Origin of the sequence: Permianibacter aggregans (assembly GCF_009756665.1) — a bacterium.
Classification (GTDB): Bacteria; Pseudomonadota; Gammaproteobacteria; order Enterobacterales; family Permianibacteraceae; genus Permianibacter; species Permianibacter aggregans.
On the sequence record NZ_CP037953.1, the window covers coordinates 639,062 to 665,952 of the forward strand.

Genomic DNA, 26,891 nt, shown 5'->3' on the forward strand with positions numbered 1-26,891 from the left:
GCACGAATGCCGAACCTAGTCATTGCCAACCTCCATATTCTGTTGATTGAACCTTCCCCGACCCAGCAAAAGATCATCGTGCACCACTTGCAGGAGGCCGGTGTCGGCAGCGTCCATGCCGTCGGTTCCGGTAAGGAGGTCGAAGCTTATTTGCAGCACGACCGACCCGATTTGCTGATCAGCTCCATGTACCTGCCCGATTGCACCGCTACCGATCTGCTGCTGACGCTACGCCAATCCGAAGATTGGGCCGCGATCCCATTCATGCTGGTATCCAGCGAAACCCGCTTTCGGGCTTTGGATCCGATCAAGCAGGCCGGTGTCGTCGCGATACTGCCCAAGCCTTTTGCCGCTGATGACATCGTCCGTGCGCTGAAAGCCTCGCTGCACTATCTGGAACACGAAGAGCTGGAACTGGAACACTTCGATCCGCATGAGCTGCGGGTGTTGGTCGTTGATGACAGCCTGACCGCCCGCAACCACATTCGCCGGATGCTGAATACGCTCGGCATTGAGCGGGTAACGCTGGCTTCGTCAGGAAAAGAAGCCTGCAAACAGCTCAACGAGCAGACCTTCGATTTGGTGGTCACTGACTACAACATGCCGGAAATGGATGGCGAGGAATTGGTCAGAGCGATACGCAGCCGCAGCGACGGCGCTTACATTCCGATCATGATGGTGACCAGCGAACAGGATCAGACACTGTTGCAAGGCGTGCAGCAGGCCGGTGTTTCAGCGCTGCTCGACAAACCGTTCTCACCAGATGTGGTCAAGCAGACGCTGCTGAATATGCTCAACCATTAATGGTCCTTAATTATCCAGAGGAACAAAACCGCGAATAAAGCGGGCGATCGTTTCCGGTTGTTCGAGATGGATATGATGACCGCCGTCCAGCTCACGGACCTCCAGCGTATCCATTTGTGGGCCATGAATGGCCAGCGCTTCGGCGACCAGCGGCAGGCCGTGGTTGGCTTTCAGCAGTAAAACCGGCGCCGTCACCGCCTCGAAAAAACTGCCGGCCTGTTCGTGAGTCATGCGCAGCAGGCTCGGCAGACGCAAACGGGCATCGGAGCGCCAGCTAAAACCGCCTTCAACTGGCTCCAGGTTGCGCTCGACAATTGGACGCCACAATTCAGCTGGTAATTTATCGACTGAAGCACGCGCTTTCAGCGCCGTATCGATATCGGGAAAAACATTCTTTTTCGACTCACGCCGACGCACATGTTCCATCACCGCGTAGGCAAACGAACTGGCGGTATCCTCGGCGTTGCGCGTCAATGGCCCGAATGCCTCGATGCTGACCAGACGCCGAACCTTGTCCGGAAAGGCACCAGCGTAAAGCATCGACAGCGCCCCACCCATTGAATGCCCGACCAGATTGACCGGTGCCAAGCGCAGCGCTTCGCAGGCCTCGAACAAGGTCTGCACGCCATCGAGAAACTGGTAATTGACGGTGCCCGGCAAGTGCTCCGACAACCCATGTCCCGGCATATCGAGCGCGATGCAGCGATAGTCACCGGCCAGCAGTGGCGCCAAGCTGGCGAACGATCCGGCGTTGTCGAGCCAGCCGTGGATGAACAACAGCGGCGTGGCATCAGTCGGGCCCCATTCGACTACGGCCAAGCGCGTGCCGTGCAGGGACAGATCGTATTCGCGTTCGGGTTTGCTGGTGGGCATGGCAATTATCGTTGGCTAAGCATGGCCGATATTCTAGCTTTTGTGCGCCGCCACATCATTATTGAAAGCGCGCCTCAATCGTGTGGGTGTTCTCTGACCCGCTCAGCCGCCTTGATCACCTGGCGACGGGCATAGCGGCGCAAGTCGTCCATTTCTTCACGCAAAGACTGACTCGGATTCTGCTTTTCCAGGATGCTGGTGATGTATTTCGGCGGCATTTTGTTCAGTGCGATGGCAGCAATATCCTGCACCGAAACTTCCGACATCGGCGGCAGTTCGCCCTCCTGCAATAGCTGGTGGATTTGCTCGAACACCAGCTCCTCGCTGAGGTTGGTGAGATCATCGTGGGGATACATTTCTTTGTACATCGCTGCTGCTCCGCCTTTGTTGTTGCCTAAAGGGTAGTTGAGCAGCAGGTAGCGCTCAACTGCCTGCCCAAGTAATTGCAAGATAAAAAAATGGGCCGCAATGGCGAGGCAAAAAAAATGGGCCGCTAACGCGGCCCAGGCTTTCACACTTGAAAACAAATACTCACATTAAGGAGACCCATGATGAACACTCAGCTCTCGATATCGTGACAACCCTCGCCGAGCGAGGTGTGATACCGGGAACATGGCTTGTGACCGGTGCTATAGATCGCAGTTCCCGCTGGCTTGAAAATTTTTTCAGAAAACGGCGTTTTTTTCTTTCAAGCGGTGACGGCATTCAACTCCGGCACTGGCTTGACTGGCACGAACTTACCAGACTCATCCCGGCCAACGCCCGACAACGCGATCTTACTATCATGGGTATAGAACAGACGGCCCTGACGCCGCAGCATGGTTTCCAGCAATGCCTGTTTTTCATTGATCAATAGCTCAGGGAACCGGTCGTAACCCATCGTGATCGGCACGTGCAACCAGGCCGTGCCCGGTATGAGATCCGCGCAAAACACCACCGGCCCTTCCGGCATGGCGATTTCCGCCAGCAGCATACCCGGCGTATGGCCGTCGCTGTGATGAAAGCGGTAGTCCTCACCGAGCGTTTGCGAATACTCACCGCTGATGCGCTCGACTCGGCCGGTAGCACTCAGCAGTTCGGTCAAGCCCGGAATAAAAGACGCTTTATCGCGCGGATGCGGACGCTCGGCCCGTTGCCAGGCCTGCTCACCAACCACATAGGACGCATTCGGAAACGCCAGCGATAACGGTTGGCCTTCCTGCCAAGCCTTCAGGATGCCGCCAACATGATCGAAATGCAGGTGCGACAGCACGATGACATCGATATCTTCCGGCTCAACATTGAGCGCTTGCAACGACTCGAGCAGCACATGCTCGGCTTCGACAACACCGTAACGCTCGCGCAGACGCGGCTCGAAAAAGGCACCGATGCCGGCCTCGAACAGGATATGACGGTCGCCGTCGCGAACCAGCAGGGCCCGGCAGCCAAGATCGATACGGTTCAGCTCATCAACGCTGACCCAACGCGCCCACAGCGCTTTCGGTGCGTTGCCGAACATCGCGCCGCCATCGAGTTTCTGGCTGTTGCCACGGACTGAATACAAAGCCTTCATTGATAACTCACCTGTTCGACAACAAATTCAAAATTATGCGGCGCCTGCGCCACCGCCAGCGCACCCGCCTCGCCGTCGCCCATGCGCAAATGACTACCAGACACCGGCATCAGGTTCCACATCGGATCGGCTGACAGCCAGCGACCATCGATGGCCACTTCTGCCCAGGCGTGACCGCCAAAACGCGGCTCGCCATCGCCCAGATAAACCCAGCCAGAAACTTCACGGGCTGGCAAGCCCGCAGCCCGTGCCAATGCGACAAACAATTGCGCGTATTCGGTGCAATCACCAACTCGGTTCTGCAGGATTTCCGTCGCCGTTTGCTCGACCAGCACATCCTGTTGCTGCAGGTGCTGACTGACGAACAACAGCAGTCTTTCCACTTTCTGTTCGCCGGTTTCGGCATTTTCGGTCAGCTGCGCGGCTAGCCGCTGCAGGCGTTTGTCATCAAGCCGGTAGCGCGCTTCGTTCTGCAGGGCCTGGCGCTGTTCGGCGTCGGAAGCCTGTACCGCCGGCTGGCGGTTGTCGGTGTAGACAAAACCGGGCAGCACCTGCTGGCTTTCGCTGTGACTGAGCGGCAGCGCAATATGCTGCGGCCAGCGTAATGACAGACCGCGGATGGTTCGCGCCTGGCCGAGTTCGCGCGGGGCACGTACCGGCACCGTTTGCAGGCGATAGTTGTCATTGGCCTCGACCGTCTGCACCACCTCGTCATCCTGCCAGCGCATTTGCCAGCGCTCACCGAGCTGCATCGCCACCGGCACGCCACTGGCCGAAACCGTGTAATCAATCGGCGATTCGCCCTGCACCCGGAATTGCCAGGGCTGGAAGCGCCAGCGCGAACCTTCTGCCAACACCGCGACCGGCCTGCTGACGACATTCAGAGAATCGAGCTCCAGCTGACGCCACGGCAAAGCCTGCTCCGGCTTTCGGGCCAACACCGACAGATGCATGACATCCATTAGCGAATAGTTCTGCGCGTTCTGATTGATCAGCGTTAATTCACCGTTGGACCGGCGCTCACCACGCCAATGACCTTCATCGACGTTAAACACCAGTGTTTCCAGCTTCTCACCCTGGCGGCGACGCCATTGCACGGCAAGCAGCGGATACGGATAGTCGGCGGCAAAGCGCCAATCAGTCTGCTCATCCACCTCGACCAGTTGCGCTCGCGCGGTCAACTGGATGCGGGTGTTCTGCAACAGCTGCCAGCTGCCATCCGGGAAGCGATGCAGGCTTTCCTGCTGATGACCAACCGGCTGACCGTGGCGCCAGAGCGAATAATGAAAGCTTTGCCCCAGCCGTTCTTCAGGATGGTACGGACGTTGCCACCAAAGCAGCAAAATGACGCCGGCACCGAGCAGTGCCAGCGTCAGGCCAAGACGAATGCGGCCTATCAGGCTTTTTGGAATTCTGGCCAAAGTGTAGGAGTTTCCACCAGCTGCGCCAGACGTTCGGCGGCGGTGATCAACGACTTGATATAGTTCTGCTGCAATTCGGCGCTGCCGAGCTCCAGCCGGTTTGCGGCCAGTCCCTGTTCCAGACGTGCCGCTTTCAACTGCCAGTTCATGAACAGGTTGCGCATCGCATCGCGGGCATTGTTGGCCGCGCTGACGGCAATGTGGTCAACCGGAATATCCTGACCCGTTACGACCCATAATTCGGTGTTCTTGCCATCCAGCTTGCCATGGCAACGCCAGAGCGCGACCAGTGGCGGCAACACCCGGCTTTCGCTTTGCGTGACGCCAACTTGCTGGATACCCATATTGGCCAAATGGGTCAGGGCGCGGGCATATTCTTTCTGCACCCACTCACGGCTGCGGCGTTCGACTTCTTCCTGGCTCGGGGCCGCGTTTTGTTGCTGGCTCATGACATCAACCTGTGTTCAGTGAATAACGTAGCCCGACCCACTCAAGCGATTGGCTGCAGGCCGGTGCGATAGCGGGCGATCTTATCAACGTAAACCTGTGCCGACCACGATAACTTTTCCTTCTCCTCGTCGGTCAGCGCCCGGATGATTCGACCCGGAGATCCCAGTACCAGTACGCCGTCGGGAATTTCCCGTCCTTCGGGGATTAAGGAATTGGCGCCCACCAGCACATGCTTGCCGATTTTGGCCCGGTTCAGCACCACCGAATTCATGCCGATCAAGGAAAAGTCGCCGACCTGGCAGCCGTGCAGCATGACCTTGTGGCCGACCGTGACATTCTCACCGACAATCACCGGCACTCCCGGATCGGTGTGGACAATCGACCCGTCCTGGATATTGCTGCGGGCACCGATTTCAATTCGGTCGTTGTCGGCGCGCAGCACGGCGTTGAACCAGATGGACGCCTCCGGATGCACGATCACCGAACCAATCAGACTGGCATCGGGCGCGACAAACACCTGCTCGCTTCTCAGTTCCGGTGTGCGTGATTCAAAGCGGTAAAGCATCGGATGCTCCCTTCAAGTTTAGCGGGGGGTTCAAACCAATAATTGTCGGGCAATGGCCGCAGCGAGACGTTCCGCAGCCGGCACCGAAAACCGGAAAAACAGTTCCGGTTCAATCAGCTCCAGCTCCATCAGGTTCAACTGATTTCGCTCATTACGGACGACATCGACGCGGGCATAAAGCGGTATGTGCGAGCAGGCAGCAATGGCCTGCTCGGCAAAATGGCGCTCCTCGTCATTCGGCCAGTATGGCAGTACGCTGCCGCCGTGATCATCCTGGACCCGGAAATCACCGGCTTTAGGGATTTTGCGGATGGCATGGGTGCAAACGCCATCGATGACCATCAGCGACAATTCGCCCTCACTTTGCACCGCTGGCAGAAACGGCTGCACCATCATCGCTTCCTGTCGCAACGCCTCGCTGAAAATCCGCTGCGCTTGCCCATCAGCCAGTGAAAACCGATGCGTCAATCGCGCGGCGCCGGAAACGGTCGGCTTGAATACGCCTTCTCGCCAACCTTGCTGTTCGGCGATTTCAAACAACGATTGTGTTGAGCCCTGCTCGGCGATAACGGTCGGCACAATGGCAACGGCGCGCGCGGCCAAGTCGAGCAGATAATGCTTGTCGATATTCCAGCGCAAAATGGCCGCGTCGTTGATCAAGCGGGTTTGCTCGCTGATCTGGTCGAGCCAAGTCGAAAACTCGGCAAAGCGGTGAAAATAATCCCAGGGCGTGCGAATCAGTGCGCAGCGGGCCGAGCGCCAACTGAAATCCGGATCATCCCAGCCCACTCGTTGCACTGAAACGCCCAACCGTCTGAACGCGCGAACCAGGTAGGCCTCCTCCAATTGCAACTGACAAATATGAACATCGTCCTGATTGGCGGCCAGGTATTCGCGTTGCGTGACAATGGCGACGTCGAGCATGGAAGGCTCCGTACAGCGGTTTGCGGGTGATAAAGGGCGCAAAGCCTAGCAGAAATCGCGGCGTTTTCCTGCGCTGAAATCCTTGTACAAGCCGGATATCGGCCAAGGCAAGCCGGCCAGGCGCACTGTACAAGCGGCGCTCGCCTCGTTTCAGGTTCGCCCTGCCCTGACAGCAGTGATAAAATAACCGCCGAATTTCACCCCCCAACCGAATCGGGCGCTCCGTTCGCGAGCGTTGCACGTAACGAGGAAATCCATGGACGTATTAAAAACGCTGCGCCTTGAAGGCGTTCAATCCGGCACTTGCTTTGCCGTCAACGAATGGTCGAATGACACCAGCGCCGGCATCATCGAATCCATCAATCCGGCCACCGGCGAATTGCTCGGCAAGGTTTACGCGTCCAGCGAAGCCGACTACGAAAAAGTGTTGAGCAGCGCCCGCGCAGCGTTCCTCGAATGGCGCAAAGTGCCGGCGCCGAAGCGCGGCGAAATTGTCCGTCAAATGGGCGAAGAATTGCGTAAATACAAAGACGCACTCGGCTCATTGGTCACGATGGAAATGGGCAAGATCAAGCCGGAAGGTGATGGCGAAGTGCAGGAAATGATCGACATGGCCGACTTTGCCGTCGGTCAGTCGCGGATGCTGTACGGTTTGTCGATGCACTCCGAGCGTCCGGAGCACGCGATGCGTGAAAGCTGGCACCCGATTGGCCTGGTTGGCTGCATGAGCGCATTCAACTTTCCGGTCGCGGTCTGGAGCTGGAACGCGTTTCTGGCGGCCATCTGCGGCAACGTCACCATTTGGAAACCGTCGCCGAAAACCCCGCTGTGTGCGATTGCCGTGCAAAAAATCTGCAACGATGTCCTGGCTCGCAACAACTGCCCGCCGATATTCCAGTTGTTCATCGACAACGCCGAAAACAAACTGTCGCGCAAGTTCGTTGACGACAAACGGGTCGAGAAAATCAGCTTCACCGGTTCTTCCGAAGTCGGCCGCATGGTTGGCGCCAAAGTCGCTGAGCGTTTCGGCAAATGCCTGCTGGAGCTATCCGGCAACAACGCCATCATCGTCGATGAAACTGCTGATCTGAAAATCGCCGTGCCATCGATCGTGTTCGGCGCCGTCGGTACCGCTGGTCAACGCTGCACCACGACTCGCCGCCTGATCGTGCACAAATCACGCGAGAAAGAAGTCACCGATGCCATCGTCAATGCCTACAAGCAAGTGCGCATCGGCAATCCGATCGACAGCAGCACCTTGATGGGCCCGCTGATCGACGAAGTCGCGGTACAAAGCTACGAGAAAGCCATTGCCCTGGCGAAAAGCGAAGGCGCCGAAGTGTTGTACGGCGGCAAGCGCATCGAAGGCAAAGGTCATTTCGTCGAGCCGACCATCATCCGTGCCAAGAACGAGATGAAAGCGGTGCAAAGCGAAACCTTTGCGGCGATTCTCTACGTCATGACCTACGACACGCTGGACGAAGCGATTGCGATGAACAATCACTCGCGCTTTGGTCTGTCGTCGTCGATTTTCACCAATAACCTGAAAGCCGCTGAGTACTATTTGTCGGCCGTGGGCTCAGATTGCGGTATCGCCAACGTCAACATCGGCACCAGCGGTGCGGAAATCGGCGGCGCGTTTGGTGGCGAGAAAGAAACTGGTGGCGGCCGCGAAGCCGGCTCCGATGCCTGGAAATCCTATATGCGCCGTCAGACCAACACCATTTTCTATGGTGACAAAGCGACGCTGGCGCAAGGCATCAAGTTCAATATCTAAGTTCTACTTTGGTGCAATAAGGGCCGATCTTTCGGCCCTTATTTTTTGCTAGTATTGAAGGAATCCCGGAGCGCATTTCGGGAGCCCATTCGGCCAAAGGCGGAAACCGATGATGTTGCATCGATGCTGTTTGGTGCTGCTCGCCTCAGTTGCACTGACGGTGGTGGCCGCGCCTGCCGAAAATGCCACGGCCCCGAAAGCTCTGCAGCCGGTTGCCACCGAGCAACTGACCATCTATTTCAATCACCGCCCACCCTATTATCACCGCAATGCCAGAGGCGAATGGATTGGCGTTCGCTACAATCAATTGAAAGCCATTCTGGAGCTGGCCGGATTGCAGTACCGCTGGCAAGAGTTGTCGGTCAATCGCATCCTGCACCAGTTGACGCTGAGCGATGGCAATCATTGTTCCGGTGGCTGGTTCAAAACACCGGAACGCGAAGCGTTCGCACAGTTCTCGCTACCGTTCGGTCCAAACGAACCGGCAACGGCTATCGTTCGTCAGGAATTTTTCAACGGCAATTCGGCCATGCTGTCGCAACTGTTGATTTCACCGGATACCCGGGTGCTGACCAAGCAAGGCCAGTATTACGGAGACTATCTCGAAGAGGCGATGAAGCTATACAACGTGCAACGCATTGAAGTGACTGACGAACAGCAGGCGATTGTTCATCAAATTGCGTTGAAGCGTGGCGACCTGATGTTCCTGAACCGCGCCGAAGCCCATTACCTGCTGGAGCAAAATCCCTTGCTGAATGAACGGCTGAATGCCGTAGACTTGCAGGACAAAGCGCCGATCCCCGATTTGCATTTCATGTGCAATAAAGCGATGCCGAAAGCCTTGATGGATAAATTGAACGACGGCATTCAGCGTTTTCGCGAAGGACAACCAAATCTGGCGATGCCGGTCAACTGATATCTGCCAATCATGATTGCGCATTCAGGTAATGCGCGCGCACAACATCGTTGAACACTTCCACCAGGTCGGGATCAAACTGCACACCAACATTGGTGTTGATTTCCCTTACCGCGCCGAACAGGCTTTTCTTGTAGGTGCGATCCGAGCGTTCGCTCGTGACGGCAAAAAAAGTGTCGGCAATGGCGATCATTTTGGCGCCGAGATGAATCTGTTCGCCATTCAAGCGATAAGGATAACCGCTGCCATCGACCCGTTCGTGGTGTTGCAGCACCATTAACGCCGCTTCATCCCAGCCACCGAGCCGCTGCAGAAAACGCGAACCGAAAAACACATGTTGCTGCATTTGCCGCTGTTCGTCTTTCTCCAGTGTCGCTTCTTTCTGCACAATCGCCGGCGCGATAAAACTCATACCGAAGTCATGCATGTAAACAGCCGCTTCCAACTGTCGCGGCTCGGCGTAAAAACCAGTGGCTTCATTCAAGTAGTGGCACAGCTGCAGGATCTGTTGCGAACGACCGCGTCGGAAACTGGTTAAATTATCAAGCGCCAGCGCGTAGTCCTTCATCAACTGGATATCGCTCGGCAGCTCACCCAAGCCGGGCTTTTCGACCAGCGCACTTTCGCCCTGCAACTGATTGGTAATCGCGCTGAAATCGACCACCTGCCCGGCCTGAATCTTTTGGTTAGCCGCCTGCAGCAGTTGCACCATCTGGTCGCGTGGCGTGCCGTCGATGCTGCCGCGTTCGGCTGCTTCACGAATCATGGTCCGCGCCCGCTCCAACACCAGCAACACAAAGTCAGCCAGCTCGGCGGAAAAGTTCAGCCGCTGCTGACGGCACAGATCGAGAATTTCCTCCAGTTCGTGAATCACCGGCACGACGGCATCGAGAAACACCATCCGGCAGTTGCCCTTGACCGAATGCACGCTGCGGAACAGCTGGTTCAGTGTGCCGCGCTCATCCGGCTCATTGCGCAAACGATTCAAGCAAGCGTCGATATCCTCCTGGGCATCATCGACCGAGGCCAAAAAATCGGCCAGCAAGCCGGTGTCCAGTTCAACAAATGCCTTGCAGGAAATCTCGTGACGCATACGGCTCCGCCAAACGATTCAGGAATGGTTCTATTATTGAGCCTAGGCGACAAGGCGGGTTTCGGCAATTTAAGTTGGAAGCCATCTCAAAAATGGTCTGGGCGAAGGTGAGGTGCGCGAATAGGAGCGCAAAAATTCACTGGGAGCGAATTTTCGTGCTAACCCCGCCAGGGGCGAGGCGCAAGGATGCGCCGAACAAAAACCGGAGTTTATGCGTAGTAAATGAGGATTTTGAGCACCGCATTCGCGCAGATCGCCGAGCTCCAGGCATTTTTGAGAGGGCTTCTCGTTATCGACCTTTCCATTTCACCGAGTACAGATCATGACGGCGATCTTTCAGGTTTTGCACGGTGCCATTGGCGCGCGCCATTTGTAAGGCCGCCAAACTCAAATCGGCGAACAGCACCGTTTCGGTGTTGGCATTGGAGTCGGCAGCGATCCCTTCCCGGGAAAACGGGAAATCGCAAGGGGTCAGGATGCAGCTTTGCGCATACTGGATATGCATGTTCTTGACCCGCGGCAGGTTGCCGACATTACCGGACATCACCACGTAAATCTGGTTCTCGACGGTACGCGCCTGGCAGCAGTAACGCACCCGCAAATAACCGGCGCGTTCATCGGTGCAAAACGGCACAAACAAGATCATTGCGCCTTGATCGACCAAGTGCCGAGTCAACTCTGGAAACTCCGAGTCATAGCAAATCAGTACGCCTATCGGACCACAATCGGTTTCGATTGGCCGCAAGAGATCATCGCCCTCCACCGTCCACCAGAATTCCTCGTTCGGCGTCGGGTGGATTTTGCCTTGCTCATGCACTTGGCCATCGCGCAAAAATACATAGGCGATGTTCAGAATTTTGCCGTCAGCACGCCGGGTTGGATGTGAACCGCCGATGATGTTGATGTTGTAACGCAGCGCCAATTCACGCATGCCTCGAACAAAGTCTGGTGTCAGTCTGGTCAGTTCTTCAATCGATTCCGATGGACTTAAGCTCTGCGGCTGCATTGACAGCAGTTGCAGCGTGAACAACTCCGGGAATGTGACAAAATCCGCTTTGTAACCGGCGCAGACATCGACAAAGTATTCGACGATATCCATGAACTCCTGAAAGCTGTCGACCTTACGCTGCATGTACTGCACGGTGGCAACGCGCACGGTGTCCGGCAAACGTCCGCGTTCGCCAGCCCATTTCGCTTTCGCACTGCCGTCCGGCGCCATCAACGGATTGCGCCAGACCAAATGCGTACCCCAGCCCATCGAACCGACATCGTCTTTGATGTAACCGGGCATCAAACCAATCACTTCAAAACCATTGCGCAGCTGAAAATTCAGCACGTGATCGCGTATCTGTCCGGCTTTGACCAGCTCGACATAGTGTTCTGCGGTGCGCACCTGATCGATTTTTTTTCGCAAGCCCGGAATGCGACCACCGAAAACAATGCCAATCAACTCCAGCTTTTCGACCAGTTGTTTGCGCTGGTTGTAAAAGCGCTGACCGATTTTGTAACCGCGAAAGGCCGGATCGACGCAAACATCCATGCCGTACAACCAATCACCGTTTTCATCATGCGTCGAGGCATAACCATCACCGGTAATCGACTCCCAAGTGTGCGCTTTCAACGCCCGTTTGCCGGAGATGCGAAAACTGGCGCTGTAACCGACGATTTGCTCGTCAACGACAGCCACCCACTGCCCTTCCGGAAACCTGCGGATATGGGTGCGAATCATCTCCGCTGAATAATTCGGCATGCTGTCGTCGTAGACCCGATGGGTCAACGCGCTGATTGCCTCAGCCTCCTCTTTGCGGGCATTGCGGATAATCAATCGCTGTTTTTCCAGAATGGTTTTGCGCTTGGCCACGGTTTCTCCTTGCTCGTTTGGCTTACGGTTCGGGCCGAACCGGTCAAAAAACCTCCTAAAGCATAGTCAATCCGTGCCAGCCAAATGCTAACGCGCTGATTTTATTGACATTTATCCACCTCATACTCTCCCTGAAAAATCCCGTTGGGCAATCGGGCGAGCTGCGCTAGACTATGCTGCACACCTTTTGTTAACCATCACCCGTTTACGGCAGCCGCGATGCGCAAAATCATTCATGTCGATATGGATGCGTTCTACGCCTCGGTCGAGCAGCGTGATGACCCGTCGCTGCGCGGCAAGCCTGTGGTCGTGGCCTGGAAAGGCTTGCGTTCAGTGGTCTGTGCCGCTTCCTACGAAGCACGGCAATTTGGTGTGCGCTCGGCGATGCCGGCGGTCACGGCAGAAAGGCTCTGCCCCGAGGCGGTTTTTGTGCCGCCGGATTTCGGCCGCTACAAGGCGGTGTCGCGTCAGGTACGCGAGATTTTTCATCGCTATACCGACCTGGTTGAACCGCTGTCGCTCGACGAAGCCTATCTCGATGTGACCGATGGCAAATCCTCGTTGCCGACGGCGACTGAAACGGCGCTGGCGATCAAGCGCGATATCAAAGCCGAAACCGAGCTGACCGCTTCCGCTGGCGTCGCACCGAATAAATTCCTGGCGAAGATAGCGTCCGACTGGAAAAAACCTGATGGCCTGTTCGTGATCAAACCGCATCAGATCCAGCGCTTTTTGAATTTGCTGCCGGTCGGCAAAATTCCTGGCGTCGGCAAGGTCACTGAGGAAAAACTGCGGCGCTTGTCGATTCGCACCGTTGGCGAATTGCGGCTCTGGGAGCGGGCACAACTGGAACACCATTTTGGCGGCTACGGCGCCCGCCTCTATCAGCTGGCGCGCGGCATCGACGAAAATCCGGTGCAGGCCAGCCGGGAAACGCAAAGCGTTTCCTCGGAAGACACCTTCCCTGATGATCTGCCACTGGAAGCGCTGCCGCCACTGTTGACCGAAGGCGCCAAGCGTTGCTGGCGGGCCGCACAGAAAGTGGGCAAGCCGGCGCGCACTGCCTTCATCAAACTGAAAACCTCCACGTTCCAAACGCTGACCCGCAGCCACACGCCGCCGCAACCGATTGATTCACAAGAAGCGCTGATCGCCACGGCCTTGCAATTGCTGCAACATATTCAATTACCGGCCGACACCCGCTACCGTCTGGCAGGTGTCGGTTTGAGTCACTTTCTCGAACAGCTCGACGACGATCAGGATGATCTGTTTCAGCGGCCCTCGGCAATCGGCTGATACGCGGTGTTTTGATCGAACACCAGCTTCCATTGCTGACCTTCTTTAGCAAATACCAGCGTCAGATAATGATCGAGGTGGTAAGGCTTGCCATCGCGTTCCGGCTCATCGTAATCGACATCGAGTAACACAACGCCCAGATCCGCACCGACGTTCCGGTACAACTCCTTGGCCTGAAAATGCCAGGACTTGTCGGCAAACCACGGCTCCAGCATTTCACGATAGCTTTCGGCACTCATCGACCGCTTGCCATTCGGCAGAATAAACGGCAGCGTTTCCTTCGATAACGTTTGTTCGAATGCCGGCCAGTCCTTGTCGGCTATCGCTTGCAAATGCTTGTTCAAGCTGCAATCAAAGTCGCAGTTTGCCGCCAGCGTTCCGCTCAGTAGCACACCAGCGGCCATCACCAAGCTTTTCATTTTCTCGTTTCCTTTCGCACCAAAAACAGACGCCCCAGCCTAGCGACGACACCAAAACGGTGCAATCGAACGGCGATATTCACGGATTCTTTCGCGATCCGCGTGTTGGCACGGCCACTGCATTAGCGATGTTTGTCCTGGCGGAATGCATGCATTGCGCTTGGGCCAAGACAGGCTTGTGGAGGGTCCAATGAAATTTATTACCGCCATCATCAAACCGTTCAAACTCGAAGATGTACGCGACGCACTGAGCGAAGTCGGCATTTCCGGCGTGACGGTATCGGAAGTCAAAGGTTTCGGTCGCCAGAAAGGCCATACCGAACTGTATCGCGGCGCCGAATACGAAGTGGATTACGTGCCGAAAGTAAAACTCGAAATCGCGCTGCCAGACGATTTGCTGGAGCAAACCGTCGAAGCCATTCAGCGCTCAGCCAATACCGGCAAAATCGGCGACGGCAAAATTTTTGTTTTTGATCTGGAGCAGGTCATTCGGATTCGTACCGGCGAGACCAACGAAGAAGCACTCTGATGATCGTGGGGAAACCATCAATGAAAACAACTTGGTTAAAACTTTTGCCGCTACTGGCATTGAGTGGCATCGCGCACGCCGAAGACGTGCCGACACTGGACAGCGGCAACACCGCCTGGATGATGGTATCGACAGCGCTGGTGCTGTTCATGACCTTGCCAGGATTGGCGCTGTTTTACGGCGGCATGGTGCGCAAGAAAAACGTGCTGGGCACCTTGATGCAAAGCTTTTTTATCGCCGCGTTGATCACCGTGCTGTGGATTGTCGTCGGTTATAGCCTGGCGTTCACACCGGGTAATGGCTTTATCGGCGGTTTCGATAAAGTGCTGCTGAAAGGCGTGGCGTTCGACACATTATCCGGAACGATACCGGAAATGGTGTTCATGCTGTTTCAGATGACGTTCGCGATCATCACGCCTGCCCTGATCACCGGTGCATTTGCTGAACGGATGAAATTCAGCGCACTGGTGTTATTCACCATCGCTTGGTCGCTGATCGTTTACGTACCGGTGGCACACTGGGTCTGGGAAGGCACCGGCTGGTTATTCAATATGGGCGCGCTCGATTTTGCCGGCGGCACTGTGGTTCATATCAACGCCGGTGTAGCCGGTCTGGTCGCCGCGCTGATGATTGGCAAGCGCGTCGGTTATGGCCGCGAATTGATGGCGCCGCACAACTTGGTGCTGACCATTATCGGCGCCTCGATGCTGTGGGTCGGTTGGTTCGGCTTCAATGCTGGTTCGGCCTTGGCTGCTGACTCCCGCGCCGCGATGGCGATGGTGACAACGCAAGTTGCAGCCGCTGCCGCGACACTGTCATGGGTGTTCGCCGAATGGTTGTTGAAAGGTAAACCTTCGTTGCTGGGTGCCGCCTCCGGTGCGGTCGCTGGTTTAGTTTGCATCACACCGGCCGCGGGTTTTGTCGATGCCGGTGGAGCGCTGATACTGGGCCTTATTTCTGGTGCGGTTTGTTATTGGGGCGCCACCAGCCTGAAGCATATGCTGAAGTATGACGATTCGCTCGATGCGTTTGGCGTGCACGGTATCGGCGGTATTCTCGGCTCGGTACTGGTTGCAGTATTTGGCACCAATGCCATCGCTGGCGGCGCCGTGCAGGAGTTGTGGCCGCAGTTGAAAGTACAGTTGATCGCCACCGGCGCCACCATTGCCTACGCTGCCATCGGCACCGCCATCATCCTGAAAGTGATTGATCTGCTGGTCGGTTTGCGTGTCACTGAAGAGCAGGAACGCGAAGGCCTGGATATCGCCCTGCATGGCGAACATGTTGATTAAACCTAAAACCAGAAAAATGGGGCGCGGGTCACGACGCGTCAGTAGTAAAATTAAGGGCGTCTCCAGGCGCCCTTTTTTTCATCTACCAATTTTGCTTGCAGAAAACCCTTCGTACATTCGTGGAATTTTTGATGCACACAATCGATACCCTACCCGGCTTGAATGAAAACGACCTGCAAGCCTTGACCAATCTTCTGCAAGCCGTCGTCAACAAGGGCGCTTCGATCGGCTTTTTCTCACCGCTCAGCAACGAAGAAGCGATTCGCTATTGGCGCAAAGCCTTTCAGGAATTTGCTGATGGCGAACGCGTTATTCTGGTGATGCGCAATGATGAGGGAAACATTATTGCCTCGGCACAGTACAGCGGCGCCAAATCGGCCAATGGCCGTCATCGGGCTAAAGTACAGAAAGTCATGGTGCATCCCGATTACCAGCGACAGGGTTTGGCAGTGCAATTGATGCAGACGCTGGAAACGCGCGCCTTGGCACAAGGACGAGAATTGCTGCTACTCGACACCAGGACTGGTGACTTAGGTGAATTGCTCTATCAGCGTTGTGGTTACACGGCCGTTGGCAGTATTCCCGGTTATACCCGCACGCCTTTCGGCAAACCGCATGGCACGACGATTTACTACAAGCACTTGAAACCGGCGTTGGCGACGAAAAATCGATGAGGTTTTACCGCAAAAAAAAAGAGCCCGAAACCGAGCTCTTTTTCAATCAAACTTATCGAGCAAAAGCGACCGGAATATCCAGGGTAAACGCCGGCATGCCCGACTCCGGCTTCGGCAACGGCATGGCCCGCTCGACCATTTCGTTCATGCTGCGATCCAGCAACTTCTGACCGGTGGACTCCACAATCTCGGCGCCGCTGACCGAGCCATCGCTGGCCACTTGAATGCGAATAACACCTTCACCGGTCAAACCCAGACGCCAAGCGCGGCTTGGGTATTCCAAATGACGACGAATATGGGTCAACACGGTGCGCTTGTACTCGCCGAGCAATAGATCGGTATCGAGCTCAATGGTTTCTGCTTGAGCCGGCGCCGAGTCATTCATCGCGGATGCCAAATTCGATGCCGCTTGTTCAGCAACCTGATCAGCAAAGCTAGGCGCCGCTTGTGGTTCAGCAACAGGCGCCGGTTTGGTTTCCGGCTCGCGCTGTGCGACCACCACTTCCGCTGAGGCGACGGTGGCTTCCACTTTCGGAGCAACGGTAGGCTCTGGTTTTGCCACCGGTTTACTGACGGGCTTACTGACCGGTTTGCTTGGCGTATTTACGGCCACTTTCGGCTCCGTTTTCGCAACCGGTTTTTCCACGCTGGCAACAACAGCCAGCTCTTTGCGCAATGACACCAGCTCGCGTTGTGTCGGCTGCAACTGTTGCCAATCTGCGAGCCAGAGTTGGCGATCGGTGGCGGCAATTTCACCATTCATCGCACGGCGGAATGCCTGGGTCGGCGGGTTTTCACCGAGCCAGCAATTAAGTAACAAAGCAAAAAAACCGTTGTCATCAAACGTGAGGAGTTCGCTGCCATTCAGCAATACCCGCACGGTGTTCTTGAACTTGTCGATATCGACGCGATCACCACGCTGCAGCGTGTCTTTCACGGCACCGGCAAAACGCAGAATGGATTCGCCATGCGGCTGCCATTCGTTGCGGGCATTATTGAGCGCGATACGCTCCTTCCAGTGCCGCTGAAATTCGCGCGCTGACATCCGGTTGGTCAACACGATAAACGACATGCGCACCGGCGCCACAGCACTGGCGGCGCGAATATCATTCAGACCAGGGGCAAGATAGAAACCACCGAGGTAGTAGTCGCTGCGTAGTTCCTGCGCCAAACCCACTTGACTGAGTTCCAGCCATTGTCCAGCCACTTCGACCCGATGGGGTGCGGCAGACACAGCACTGGCAAAGCAAGGCAGAATCACCATGACGGCGATAACAAGAAAACGTTTGATCACGACAACCACTCCGACAACAGACTCAGCAAATAAAACACACAAGGCGATGATCGCTCATCGCCTTGTGATTGCTTCGCTTAGAAGGTTTTGTTCCACTCCAGGTACGCACTGCGTCCGAGCGTTGGATACAAAGTACGATTAACAAAAGGCCAGGCCGTTGTTGAGTACGGCGGCTGCTCATCAGCCAGGTTCTTTATACCAAACAAAACGCGATGTTCGCCTTTCAGATTGAAACCGACCTGGTAATCGACTTGAACGTAAGGATCGACAGAAAATATGGCATTGCCCGCAGTATTCGCGACGTCCCACTCACCCACATAATGGGAGATTAACGCATGGTTTACCGCGTAACCATCCCAGGTGATGGTCAGCTTGCCGCGAAACTCCGGGTTACCGTTCTGACCACTGCGATCTTGATAGCGCACGCCCGGGAATGGTTGCTCGCTGAAATCCAGCAGTCCGGTTACCGATAGTTGAAACTTCAACATACCACCGAACACGTCCGGCACGCGCACCAGTGTCGAGACGTCAACGCCTTTCGCGTCGCGACCAGCCAGGTTCAGGAATGAATCATTGATCGTCGTGCTGGTTGCGGTATAAACCGTGCCGTCCGGCGCGGTAAAGGTTTCACCGGCATTCAGCACGCGACCAGCACAAATCGGGTCCGGATCGGAGACGCCAATACAAAGGTTGGCAATACGAGTCGCACCAAGATTGGTGATGATGTTTTCTACATCAACTTTCCAGGCATCGACGGAAAATTCGAACGAAGAATTTGGAGCGACCACGAAACCGGCAACCAATGAGCTGGACTCTTCAGCGCCAAGTTCGGTGTTGCCGGATTGGATGAACGGAAGTCCACCCGAAGAACCCGTGTTCAAGGTCGTAAACAACTGGTGCAAACCCGGTGCGCGGAAACCCGTTCCCCACGAAGCACGGAACAACAGTTGTTCAATCGGCTCAAAACGCAGCGCGACTTTCGGGTTGAAGGTATCACCGAAATCGGAGTACTGGTCATAGCGACCGGCAAGGTTCACTTCCAGGCTGTCGGTGAATGGTACCGCAACTTCGATATAAGCCGCGGCCAGATCGCGATCACCTTCCGCACCGGAACTACCGTAACCGAACACATCACCATTGATAATGGCCGCGTCGGAACGGTCATAGAAGGATTCTTGACGTGCTTCAACGCCAGTCGCCAACCAAATTGGACCGCGCTCGGTGTCGAGCACCGGGCCAGACATACGCCATTCAAATGCATTCAGCTCGGAACTGCCTTCATGGCCGAACGACTGGGTGTAAGCAGCGATGGTCGCGGCGTCCATGGGGTTACGCAAATCGAAATCGCCATTGGCAACGGCCTGACGAAATTCAGTCACACGGCTGTTCAACCACCAACCGTTCGCCAAGGTTTCGTCAACTTTATTGTCGACCCGATAAATTGCCGAGTTCCAATCGAAATCACCAAACGTACCGTTCGCGCTCAATGTCAGCCGATGCGTAACGGATTCGGTTTCAATGCTTGGCGCGCCCGTATCGGTAAGACGACGGAAATAGATCACTTGCTCGCCATTGATGGTTTCCAACTGCTGTGCTGTTGGCGTGCTGGAAATAAACGAACCGTAAGAGGTGGTGTCGACTATTACACTGTCATATCGCGCGGCAAAATTGATCTCGCCAACCGACCAGTAGGCACCAACGCTGGCCGCTCCACGAGTGGTTTCCGGCATCAACTGTTGTTCTGCCGCCCAATCGTAGGCACAAACTGTACCGTTGAAACCGAAGTCACTGGCGTCGACGATGTTCTGATTTGGGCAAGCCGAAGTGTGGCTGATGGTGTCGGTATCGATGTTATAGACACTGCCTTCACCGCTGTAAAAATCACGCAGGTCGAGCGCGGCACCACCTAACAAGTTAGCAAATGCCGGCGTAACCAGGGAGTTGGCAAAATCGCTGTCGGCACCTAGATGTTCTTCGCGTTTGAATACGCCTGCACCGTAAACCAAGCGGAAGGAGTCGAAGTCAACACCACCGAGCCAATGACCGCTAACCAGTTCACCACCGCCACGCTCGCTACCGGCGTAACGCAGGTTGGCGTGCTGACCATCGACTTCGTCGTACGTAATGATGTTGACAACGCCGGCGACGGCGTCAGAACCATACAGCGCTGAGGCGCCGTCGAGCAGAATTTCGACGCGTTTGATCATGAACAACGGAATCGCATTGATATCGACAAACGCACCACTGCCACCGGCACCAAAGGGATAAATTGGCGAGCGACGGCCATCGACCAACACCAGCGTTCGTTCCGGCCCAAAGCTGCGCAAATCGAAGGCGGCGGTGCCTGGAGTAAAGCCGGTGGTCAACGCCTCGTTGAAGCCGCCAGCGCCGTTATACGGCGACAGTTGCAGCAATTCCGACAGGCTCATCGCGCCAGAGGCCTCGATGTCCTTGCGCTCAATGACATAAACCGGCGAGGCGGTTTCCGAATCCAGGCGCTTGATGTGCGAACCGGTGATGACGATACGCTCGGCTTTTTCAGCCTCACCCGCGACAACCACAGAAGGGGAAATCGCCGACAGTACCGCTACGGTAGTCAGCGCAAGACGAAAACTCGAATGCATGAAATAGGCCCTAAAAACAACACGTTGGATAAACTGATTGGGTTTACCCCCGTCCCTGGGAACGGTGACGTTCAGCGACTACGGACGTCATGTCCTGTCCGCTGAACACGCGGTTGGGGGCAAAAATGGCCGCGCATTGTAGTGATTTTGCTGTGGCGCAGCAAACCAAAACCGAGCAATTTTTGCGCGAAAACGTCGTTCTGAGACATACGTTCATATCCAGTTGAAACAGCGCTTGCTGGTCTGCGCGGGCTCGGCGAAACTCGGCGGCGTTTTGCTGTACAACAATGGAGATAACAATGAAAACCTCGTTGCTCGTCGTGACCGCGGCGTCCGCTTTGTTCCTAAGCGCTTGCAGTTCCGTGGAAAAGAAATTCTCAGGCGAACAAATCCCGAATATCAGCCACTTCTCCGAGCAAACCAATGCGCTGCTCGGTGAGTTTTCCGCCACGGCTTTGAGTACCGAAGCCGATCAGATCGGCGATTTGCTGAATGCGAAGGGAGCGGCCGAACGGCAGTATCGCGATAACGTGCGGGTGATCAATGGCCTGCTGGCCGGGGTTCGCGACTACAGCGCCAAGTTGGTGAATATCGCTGAAATGCGTGGCAGTGAATCGGAAAAAATCGCGGCCTATCATGCTTTGCTGCACGAGTATGTGCCGGGGCTAACGACTGCCCTGAAGTTACCCGAAGATCATTTTCAGGCAACCTTACAAGACGTATTGCGACAGGAAAACTTGCGCAAAGCGATTCGTCAGGCAGAACCGATTGTCGAGGCGGCCGTCACCCAATTGCACAACGAACTGAACCTTGTCGAGCAAAGCGCCGATGCCGTCGTGGCTTCCGCCCGGCAACGCTTGCAAAACCATTTTCAACCCTTGCTCGACAGTCAGGCACCTCTGTACGCCGAAAAAACGGATTTGCTGAAGCAGTATGTAAAAGTGCTGGAACAGCGCAGTGCTCAGACACAAGCCTTGCCGGGTGGCACTCGCCAACGCATCCAAGACCTACTAACCGTGCAAGCGCTGTTGGAAAAAGATTGGCAGCACTATCAGCAACAACGCGAAGCACTGGCGCGATTGACCAACACCGTAAGAGAAGAAAGCGCTCGTTTGCGTTATTTCATGCATGTATGGGCTCGCGCTCACCAGAAAATGGCGACCGGCGTTTACCTGCCAGCAGAATGGTTTGATTTGAACGATTTGCCAGGACAGTTACTGAAGCGTGCCAGGCTTTAAACTCAAGCACTCGGATAAAGCACACGAATGTTCTGCGGTTGTGGCTGGTCCAAGGCCAGCCGCCACTGATAATGCGGCCAGATATAATCGAGTCGTCGCAAGCGTGGTTGGTAGGCGGCGGTAAACAAAGTGCCGCGACCGCGACTGAATGCAAATGAATACAACGGTGGTCGCAAAAAGTGGTCGATAAACTCTTGCTCCGTTTCCGGATGCGCAATCATTTGCTGCAGTAAATAACGTTCCCGTTCGACCGTTGCCGTTTGCCAGCGATGCGGTGCCAGTTTGTCGCCCGGCTGATGATTGGTGGCGACGGGCGTATTGCTGATCACCGGCTTGCGATCCGGTGCCAAATGCACCGTTGCCAGTTGATCGCTGGCATCCAGTAGCGTGACGTTGTAAGCCATGTGAGTCGGTATCTTTCGCAAGCTTGCGATAGCCGCACTGACGCTGTCGCAGGTTTGCAATAGGTAGCGCAGAATCATCGGCATCGCAAAACCTTCACCGACCACTGGCCGGCCACCAAAGGTCAACGACAAACACAAACCGGCGTCATTAATGCCGTCAACCAAACTCACCAGACAATCACTGCTACCGAGCACTTGGCGTTGTTGCCAATCGCTGTGCAATACGACCGCATCAATCAACTGGGCATCGTAATCGTAATTGCGCACCAGGATCGGGTTCGGTCCGCGCCATACCGCTTGCGAGCAGCCAAACTGATAAGCGGGCGGACAATACAAACTTAAGAAACGCGCTTCGATATCGCCGCCATCGACGGCAGCGATCAGTTTCTCCCAGAGCGGGAAATACGCCGGCATATAATGTTTGACGGCTTGCAGGCACTGCAAGTAGCTGGGTCGGGTCAGCATGCCCTCGCGCAGATACCATTGCCGATAGCTGGGCCAAACGGAACGAAACCACGCCGCCCACTCGCTTAATGCCTCATCGCTGTGTACGACGCGAAAATTCACGTACATCGTTTGGCTACGAACATCATGTTTGATAAGCCTTCGCTGCCGGTCACCGTCTCAGAGAATTTTGAACCGGTGCTCCTCGACGACTTCCGGCACCTCGCCGACCAGCCCCTGCGCCCGATACTTCTGGCGAATGGCTTTCGCCCATTTGCCGGCTCGCTCGGTCAGTTCAAACTTGTCGGTCATTGCCCGACCGCGCAAAACCAGAATGCCGAGATCGGCGCCTTCATAGCGATAATCACCGGCATCCATAACGCGCAAGAAAAATGCCTCATTTTCACTTTCGACGGCACGACGGTGATAATCAAAACGGGCGTATTCGATGGAACCATCCTCATTCATATGCCAGATGCCGGTTTCTGGCGCGGCAACAATCCGATCAACATTATCACGGGTATGCTTGATCACCATTTGACACCAGGAATCGATATTGTCCGGATCGGCCCAGCGCGCATTCAGTTCCGGAATGTCGATATCAAACGGGATATTACTGAACTCGAGTAAATGAAACAGGAACAACGGCGCATCGGCATGAGCAAATGCCGCGTGATTGGTCATTGAGCTGGCGCCAGTAAGCCGCGGGTTCAACTCCCCGAGATACAAATCACGGGTTCTGGTATCGATCAAGTAATCCAGCTCGAAATAGCCGCGATAGCCTTCCTTGTGCAATTGCTCGCCAAACTTGAAGGTATAATCGCGGGCTTTCTCACGCGCGGATTTGGTAAACGCATTGGCGAAAATCTCGTTACCACACCAGCCACCGCGATACGGCGTCAAATCATTGAAACCAACGAGCTCGGTCATCAGTGGCCCGACAATCGTGCCGTTGCGGGTGACGCAGGCTTCGATGGCTGCACCGCGACAACGGATTCGTTTCATCACCTTGATTTCGCCTTGGCCGACAATTTCGTGTTCGTGCTTCTTGAAGTCGGCCTCACTCTTGATGAAAAAGGTTGTGTGGCCGGAATCGCCAAATGCTGACTGCAACACCAAATCGCTGCCGAGTCCGGCATCCTTGGCAACTTGTGTCAGTTGTTCGTAACTCTGAATCTCATTCAACACATTCGGCACACTCGGTACGCCGGCTTTATCACCAATACGCACCGTCTCGATCTTATTATCAACGCGATTACGCAAACTGGCCCTTGGAAACCACACCTCGCAACCCAGCGACTTCGCCAGCTTTTCGGTTTTTTCATCAAACATCAGAAAAGCCAGCTTGGGCTTACCACCGCGAGCGCGGATAAAGTCGATGACCTCCTTGTGTTGCAGCAGGTAATTATTGATATCTTCAATAGACTGGAATTCTTCATGCGGTTGTTCGGAAGGACAGAAGGTATTCGGATGGCGGCCATCGTAACAATCGATATAGCAGATGTACTTGAAGTTCTTGACCCACTCATCGATGCCGAGCAAATTGAAATTAGTGGCGCTGACAAAATAGATCGGTTGTTCATTGCGATGGAAATAACGCCGGATCTCTGAGATGTTTTTCAGCTTTTTACGCGTTGCCATGATCGTGTAGCCTCCTTTGCAATGGAGCAGCGTCGTTGCTTCAGTGACGCAAAGCCTCCTCTTTGAATACCCGTAAACCCAGTTCCGAGCGATAACCGTGGATTTCCTTGACATCCAGCGCTCGCATGAACTGAATGATTTCGCTGGAAATCACCTGCCCTGGCACCAGAATCGGAAAACCCGGTGGATAAGGAATGATGAACGACGTCGAGACCAACTCCCGCCCCTCTACCATCGCCTTATCGATACTGTCATCGAGCAATGGAAAGAATTCGCAGTTGTTTTCCTTGTAAGCCTTGAAATACGCCTTGCGAATATCGCCCTCGGCGGTGTCGGTGCCATCGCCAGCGCAAAAGCACGGATGAAAGCGGGAAAAATCAGGTAACGGTGGACAGCGATGCAGCAAGGACTCGACTTTCTTGCTGAATTGCCAGCGTTCGATATCGCTGCCGTCTTCCAGACGCTCATCGATTTCCTGGGCAATCTTGACCAGCACTTCAATCAGATAGGCAACACTGGATCGCGTCGTACCGATATTGGTCATGAACAACACGGTGTTGCGCGAAGTCTTGTTGATCTGAATGCCATGCTTGTTCATCAGTTCGACATTCTTGAAGGTATCGCCATCGACGCCCGCGCCACCAACCAATAGCGTCACCCGACTGGCATCAAGGGCGAATTCATCGACGGCCCAGGCATCCCAGATTTCATTCCAGCCCCGCTCCGGATCCCAATACGACTCGATGCCTGATTGACGAAACTGCTCCGGGATCAAATCCTTGACCGACAACACCTTGAAGTACTTGCGCAGCAACGGATGCGAGTCGATGGCCTTGCGCATCGTCATTGCCGCTTCCAATTGCTTTTGCATCAGCTCATAGCCTTCAAGCTCGACCTGACGGCGGCCAACATCGAGTGAGGCGATAATCTGATAGTTCGGAGAGGTCGAGGTATGGGTCATGTAGGCTTCATGGAACGCCTGAATGATCTCGCCGTTGAAATCCTGATCATTGACATGAATCATTGAACCCTGGCGCAACGACGTCAGCGTCTTGTGCGTCGATTGCGTTGCGTAGGCGCGCACGCGAACCTTGTCCGGGTCCGGCATCAATTGCGTATTCAGCAATTCTTCATCGCTGGCACCTTCGGTACGCTGGCGAAACTCCTGATATTGCTGACGATAAGTTTCTGATTTATAACGCTGGCGTAAACGATTGGCGGTATCCATCGCGGTGCGGTAGCGATAGGTCGGGCCGAAGCGGGCAAAGGCGAACCAGGCTTCGTCCCAGAGAAATACCAGATCCGGTTTGATCGCCAGACATTCCTCCATGACCCGTTCGACGTTGTAAACAATGCCATCGAACGTGCAATTGGTCAGCAGCAACATGCGCACCCGATCAAATTTCCCGGCGGCTTTGTACTTCAGCAACTGATGCTTGATCTCGCGTAACGGTACGGCGCCGTACATTGAGTACTCGTGCAGCGGATAACTATCAAGATACTGAACATTGGCCCCGGCCAACACCATGCCGTAGTGGTGAGATTTGTGGCAGTCTCGATCGACAAACACGATATCGCCGGGTCGAACAATCGCCTGCACAACAATCTTGTTACAAGTCGAGGTACCGTTGGTTGCAAAATAGGTTTGCCGGGCACCAAAAGCCCGCGCAGCCAATTCCTGAGCTTTTTTTATTGGCCCAACCGGCTCCAGCAAGGAGTCCAGGCCACCGGATGTCGCCGAGGTTTCCGCCAGAAAAATATTCATGCCGTAAAAATCGCCCATGTCCTGAATCCAGTGCGAGCGCAACACTGATTTGCCACGACTGATTGGCATGGCATGAAACACGCCAGTCGGCTTTTTTGAATACTCTTTCAGGGCATTGAAGAATGGCGTTTGATAACGACGATTAACACCGCGCAAAATATTCAAATGCAGCTCGGTGTAATCTTCCTGGTTGTAGAACACCCGTGCACAACCGCCCAGATCGCGGCCAGCAATTTGCTCAACGGATTGGTCGGTAACCAGAAATACATCGAGCTCCGGACGCAGACTGCGAATCACTTTGCATAGTTCCGGGCCATACTCTATCGGGTCCAGCGAAGCAAAATCTTGAGCCGAAGCGCGATGCAGATAGCGCTGCATGATCGGCGCTGAATTTTCCGAATGAAAGGCAAAGTCGTAACGAATGACTACCGATTGAATGTTGTAGTTGAACAACACCGCAATCAAGGCATCTTCGAAACTCGGAACGCAAACCAGGTCGTAAATGTATTCATCATCATCACGACGCTTTGAACGCAAAGCCTGACGCTGTTGTTCCTGCTGGCTGTCGGTCAGTTGGTCGACAATCAGCACTTCGAAGTAAGGCCGGTCGCGGATTCGCTCCTTGACATCCTCTTCGCTATGGCAGATATCCTGCTCGGCCACCGACTCGCTGATCGACTCCAGCGATGGTTTGCGATAAGTGCCGCTGGCCAGTGTGCGCACCAGATAGGCAACGATGTGCGCAAACTCTTCGAAATCGCGCCTTTCCAGCAAATGGGTCAGCTGCTCAAGACCGCGTCGTCCCGGAAACGCCCAGTAATCTTCAACGCCGTGCAACAAGCCAATCAGTTCTTCGGCTTTTTCGACCAGAGCGGCATGCGGGCGATCAGCGGCTGCGTGCAGTTGCAGCGCCACATTTTTTAGTGCCGACCAGCGGTCACTGCGCAGCTGCGAAGCGCTGTAGTAATCGTTCAGCGCTCTCGATTTACGTTCCGCTTTTTGTGTGCTTCGCATCGGCAAAAGCTCCCTCGATGA

Annotated in this window: 23 protein-coding genes; 8 read left to right on the forward strand and 15 right to left on the reverse strand. The window is 55.1% G+C overall.

Annotation, left to right across the window (positions count from 1 at the left end; genetic code table 11):
- Nucleotides 1-6 precede the first annotated feature (6 nt).
- Nucleotides 7-804: a response regulator gene (locus E2H98_RS02985; RefSeq protein ID WP_133587656.1), complete on the forward strand. Its 798-nt coding sequence runs from the start codon at nucleotides 7-9 to the stop codon at nucleotides 802-804.
- 6 nt (nucleotides 805-810) lie between these two features.
- Here the strand turns inward: E2H98_RS02985 and E2H98_RS02990 are convergent, their stop codons facing one another.
- The 7 genes from E2H98_RS02990 to E2H98_RS03020 form a co-directional block, all read right to left on the reverse strand.
- Nucleotides 811-1,677, reverse strand: a complete 867-nt coding sequence (locus E2H98_RS02990) for an alpha/beta fold hydrolase (protein WP_133587658.1) — start codon at nucleotides 1,675-1,677, stop codon at nucleotides 811-813.
- Nucleotides 1,678-1,751: 74 nt separating this feature from the next.
- The gene (locus E2H98_RS02995) at nucleotides 1,752-2,045 is read right to left on the reverse strand and encodes a late competence development ComFB family protein (RefSeq protein ID WP_133587660.1); all 294 of its coding nucleotides are present in this window, start codon (nucleotides 2,043-2,045) and stop codon (nucleotides 1,752-1,754) included.
- A 320-nt stretch (nucleotides 2,046-2,365) separates the two neighbouring features.
- Nucleotides 2,366-3,229 (reverse strand): MBL fold metallo-hydrolase, encoded by an 864-nt coding sequence (locus E2H98_RS03000; protein WP_133587662.1) that lies wholly within the window; start codon nucleotides 3,227-3,229, stop codon nucleotides 2,366-2,368.
- On the reverse strand, nucleotides 3,226-4,650 hold the full coding sequence (locus E2H98_RS03005; protein ID WP_133587664.1) for a transglutaminase-like domain-containing protein: 1,425 nt from the start codon (nucleotides 4,648-4,650) through the stop codon (nucleotides 3,226-3,228). The genes E2H98_RS03000 and E2H98_RS03005 overlap by 4 nt, the downstream gene beginning before the upstream one ends.
- Nucleotides 4,626-5,099 (reverse strand): DUF4826 family protein, encoded by a 474-nt coding sequence (locus tag E2H98_RS03010; RefSeq protein ID WP_133587666.1) that lies wholly within the window; start codon nucleotides 5,097-5,099, stop codon nucleotides 4,626-4,628. The genes E2H98_RS03005 and E2H98_RS03010 overlap by 25 nt, the downstream gene beginning before the upstream one ends.
- 41 nt (nucleotides 5,100-5,140) lie before the next feature.
- On the reverse strand, nucleotides 5,141-5,665 hold the full coding sequence (locus E2H98_RS03015) for a gamma carbonic anhydrase family protein (protein WP_133587668.1): 525 nt from the start codon (nucleotides 5,663-5,665) through the stop codon (nucleotides 5,141-5,143).
- Between the two features lie 30 nt (nucleotides 5,666-5,695).
- The gene (locus E2H98_RS03020; RefSeq protein WP_133587670.1) at nucleotides 5,696-6,589 is read right to left on the reverse strand and encodes an ATP-grasp domain-containing protein; all 894 of its coding nucleotides are present in this window, start codon (nucleotides 6,587-6,589) and stop codon (nucleotides 5,696-5,698) included.
- Nucleotides 6,590-6,845: 256 nt separating this feature from the next.
- On the opposite strand from E2H98_RS03020, the gene amaB reads away from it, so the two are divergent.
- Both amaB and E2H98_RS03030 read left to right on the forward strand, forming a co-directional pair.
- Entirely contained in the window at nucleotides 6,846-8,366 is a 1,521-nt protein-coding gene (amaB, locus tag E2H98_RS03025) for an L-piperidine-6-carboxylate dehydrogenase (RefSeq protein ID WP_133587672.1), read from the forward strand.
- Between the two features lie 109 nt (nucleotides 8,367-8,475).
- The gene (locus E2H98_RS03030) at nucleotides 8,476-9,282 is read left to right on the forward strand and encodes a substrate-binding periplasmic protein (RefSeq protein WP_133587674.1); all 807 of its coding nucleotides are present in this window, start codon (nucleotides 8,476-8,478) and stop codon (nucleotides 9,280-9,282) included.
- Nucleotides 9,283-9,292: 10 nt separating this feature from the next.
- Here the strand turns inward: E2H98_RS03030 and E2H98_RS03035 are convergent, their stop codons facing one another.
- Entirely contained in the window at nucleotides 9,293-10,375 is a 1,083-nt protein-coding gene (locus tag E2H98_RS03035; RefSeq protein ID WP_133587676.1) for an HD-GYP domain-containing protein, read from the reverse strand.
- Nucleotides 10,376-10,664: 289 nt separating this feature from the next.
- Nucleotides 10,665-12,236 carry a carbon-nitrogen hydrolase family protein gene (locus E2H98_RS03040; protein WP_198325222.1) on the reverse strand — a complete coding sequence of 524 codons (1,572 nt, stop codon included), beginning with the start codon at nucleotides 12,234-12,236 and terminating at the stop codon, nucleotides 10,665-10,667.
- Between the two features lie 219 nt (nucleotides 12,237-12,455).
- On the opposite strand from E2H98_RS03040, the gene dinB reads away from it, so the two are divergent.
- Nucleotides 12,456-13,532 (forward strand): DNA polymerase IV, encoded by a 1,077-nt coding sequence (gene dinB, locus E2H98_RS03045; RefSeq protein WP_133587678.1) that lies wholly within the window; start codon nucleotides 12,456-12,458, stop codon nucleotides 13,530-13,532.
- Here the strand turns inward: dinB and E2H98_RS03050 are convergent.
- A complete protein-coding gene (locus tag E2H98_RS03050) occupies nucleotides 13,508-13,951 on the reverse strand; it encodes a YybH family protein (RefSeq protein ID WP_133587680.1) in 444 nt (147 codons plus the stop codon). The two genes, dinB and E2H98_RS03050, sit on opposite strands and share 25 nt — an antisense overlap.
- A 190-nt stretch (nucleotides 13,952-14,141) precedes the next feature.
- Between E2H98_RS03050 and glnK the strand changes: the two genes are divergently transcribed.
- The 3 genes from glnK (at nucleotide 14,142) to E2H98_RS03065 (ending at nucleotide 16,446) form a co-directional block, all read left to right on the forward strand.
- On the forward strand, nucleotides 14,142-14,480 hold the full coding sequence (glnK, locus tag E2H98_RS03055; RefSeq protein ID WP_133587682.1) for a P-II family nitrogen regulator: 339 nt from the start codon (nucleotides 14,142-14,144) through the stop codon (nucleotides 14,478-14,480).
- A 20-nt stretch (nucleotides 14,481-14,500) separates the two neighbouring features.
- The gene (locus E2H98_RS03060) at nucleotides 14,501-15,772 is read left to right on the forward strand and encodes an ammonium transporter (RefSeq protein WP_198325223.1); all 1,272 of its coding nucleotides are present in this window, start codon (nucleotides 14,501-14,503) and stop codon (nucleotides 15,770-15,772) included.
- 131 nt (nucleotides 15,773-15,903) lie between these two features.
- The gene (locus E2H98_RS03065) at nucleotides 15,904-16,446 is read left to right on the forward strand and encodes a GNAT family N-acetyltransferase (RefSeq protein ID WP_133587686.1); all 543 of its coding nucleotides are present in this window, start codon (nucleotides 15,904-15,906) and stop codon (nucleotides 16,444-16,446) included.
- Nucleotides 16,447-16,498: 52 nt separating this feature from the next.
- On the opposite strand, the gene E2H98_RS03070 is transcribed toward E2H98_RS03065, so the two are convergent.
- Nucleotides 16,499-17,740: a TonB family protein gene (locus E2H98_RS03070; RefSeq protein ID WP_133587688.1), complete on the reverse strand. Its 1,242-nt coding sequence runs from the start codon at nucleotides 17,738-17,740 to the stop codon at nucleotides 16,499-16,501.
- Between the two features lie 77 nt (nucleotides 17,741-17,817).
- A complete protein-coding gene (locus tag E2H98_RS03075) occupies nucleotides 17,818-20,364 on the reverse strand; it encodes a TonB-dependent receptor plug domain-containing protein (protein ID WP_133587690.1) in 2,547 nt (848 codons plus the stop codon).
- A 299-nt stretch (nucleotides 20,365-20,663) separates the two neighbouring features.
- Between E2H98_RS03075 and E2H98_RS03080 the strand changes: the two genes are divergently transcribed.
- Nucleotides 20,664-21,602, forward strand: a complete 939-nt coding sequence (locus tag E2H98_RS03080; protein WP_133587692.1) for a hypothetical protein — start codon at nucleotides 20,664-20,666, stop codon at nucleotides 21,600-21,602.
- A 2-nt stretch (nucleotides 21,603-21,604) separates the two neighbouring features.
- Here E2H98_RS03080 and E2H98_RS03085 read toward each other — a convergent pair whose 3' ends face one another.
- Genes E2H98_RS03085 through E2H98_RS03095 form a run of 3 tightly spaced genes read right to left on the reverse strand, consistent with a single transcriptional unit; the run spans nucleotide 21,605 to nucleotide 26,870 of the window.
- Nucleotides 21,605-22,579, reverse strand: a complete 975-nt coding sequence (locus E2H98_RS03085) for a C45 family autoproteolytic acyltransferase/hydolase (protein WP_133587694.1) — start codon at nucleotides 22,577-22,579, stop codon at nucleotides 21,605-21,607.
- A 51-nt stretch (nucleotides 22,580-22,630) separates the two neighbouring features.
- Entirely contained in the window at nucleotides 22,631-24,091 is a 1,461-nt protein-coding gene (locus E2H98_RS03090) for a biotin carboxylase (RefSeq protein ID WP_133587696.1), read from the reverse strand.
- Between the two features lie 40 nt (nucleotides 24,092-24,131).
- Nucleotides 24,132-26,870, reverse strand: coding sequence for an aminotransferase class I/II-fold pyridoxal phosphate-dependent enzyme (locus tag E2H98_RS03095; RefSeq protein WP_133587698.1), 2,739 nt, complete (start codon nucleotides 26,868-26,870; stop codon nucleotides 24,132-24,134).
- Nucleotides 26,871-26,891: the final 21 nt, after the last annotated feature.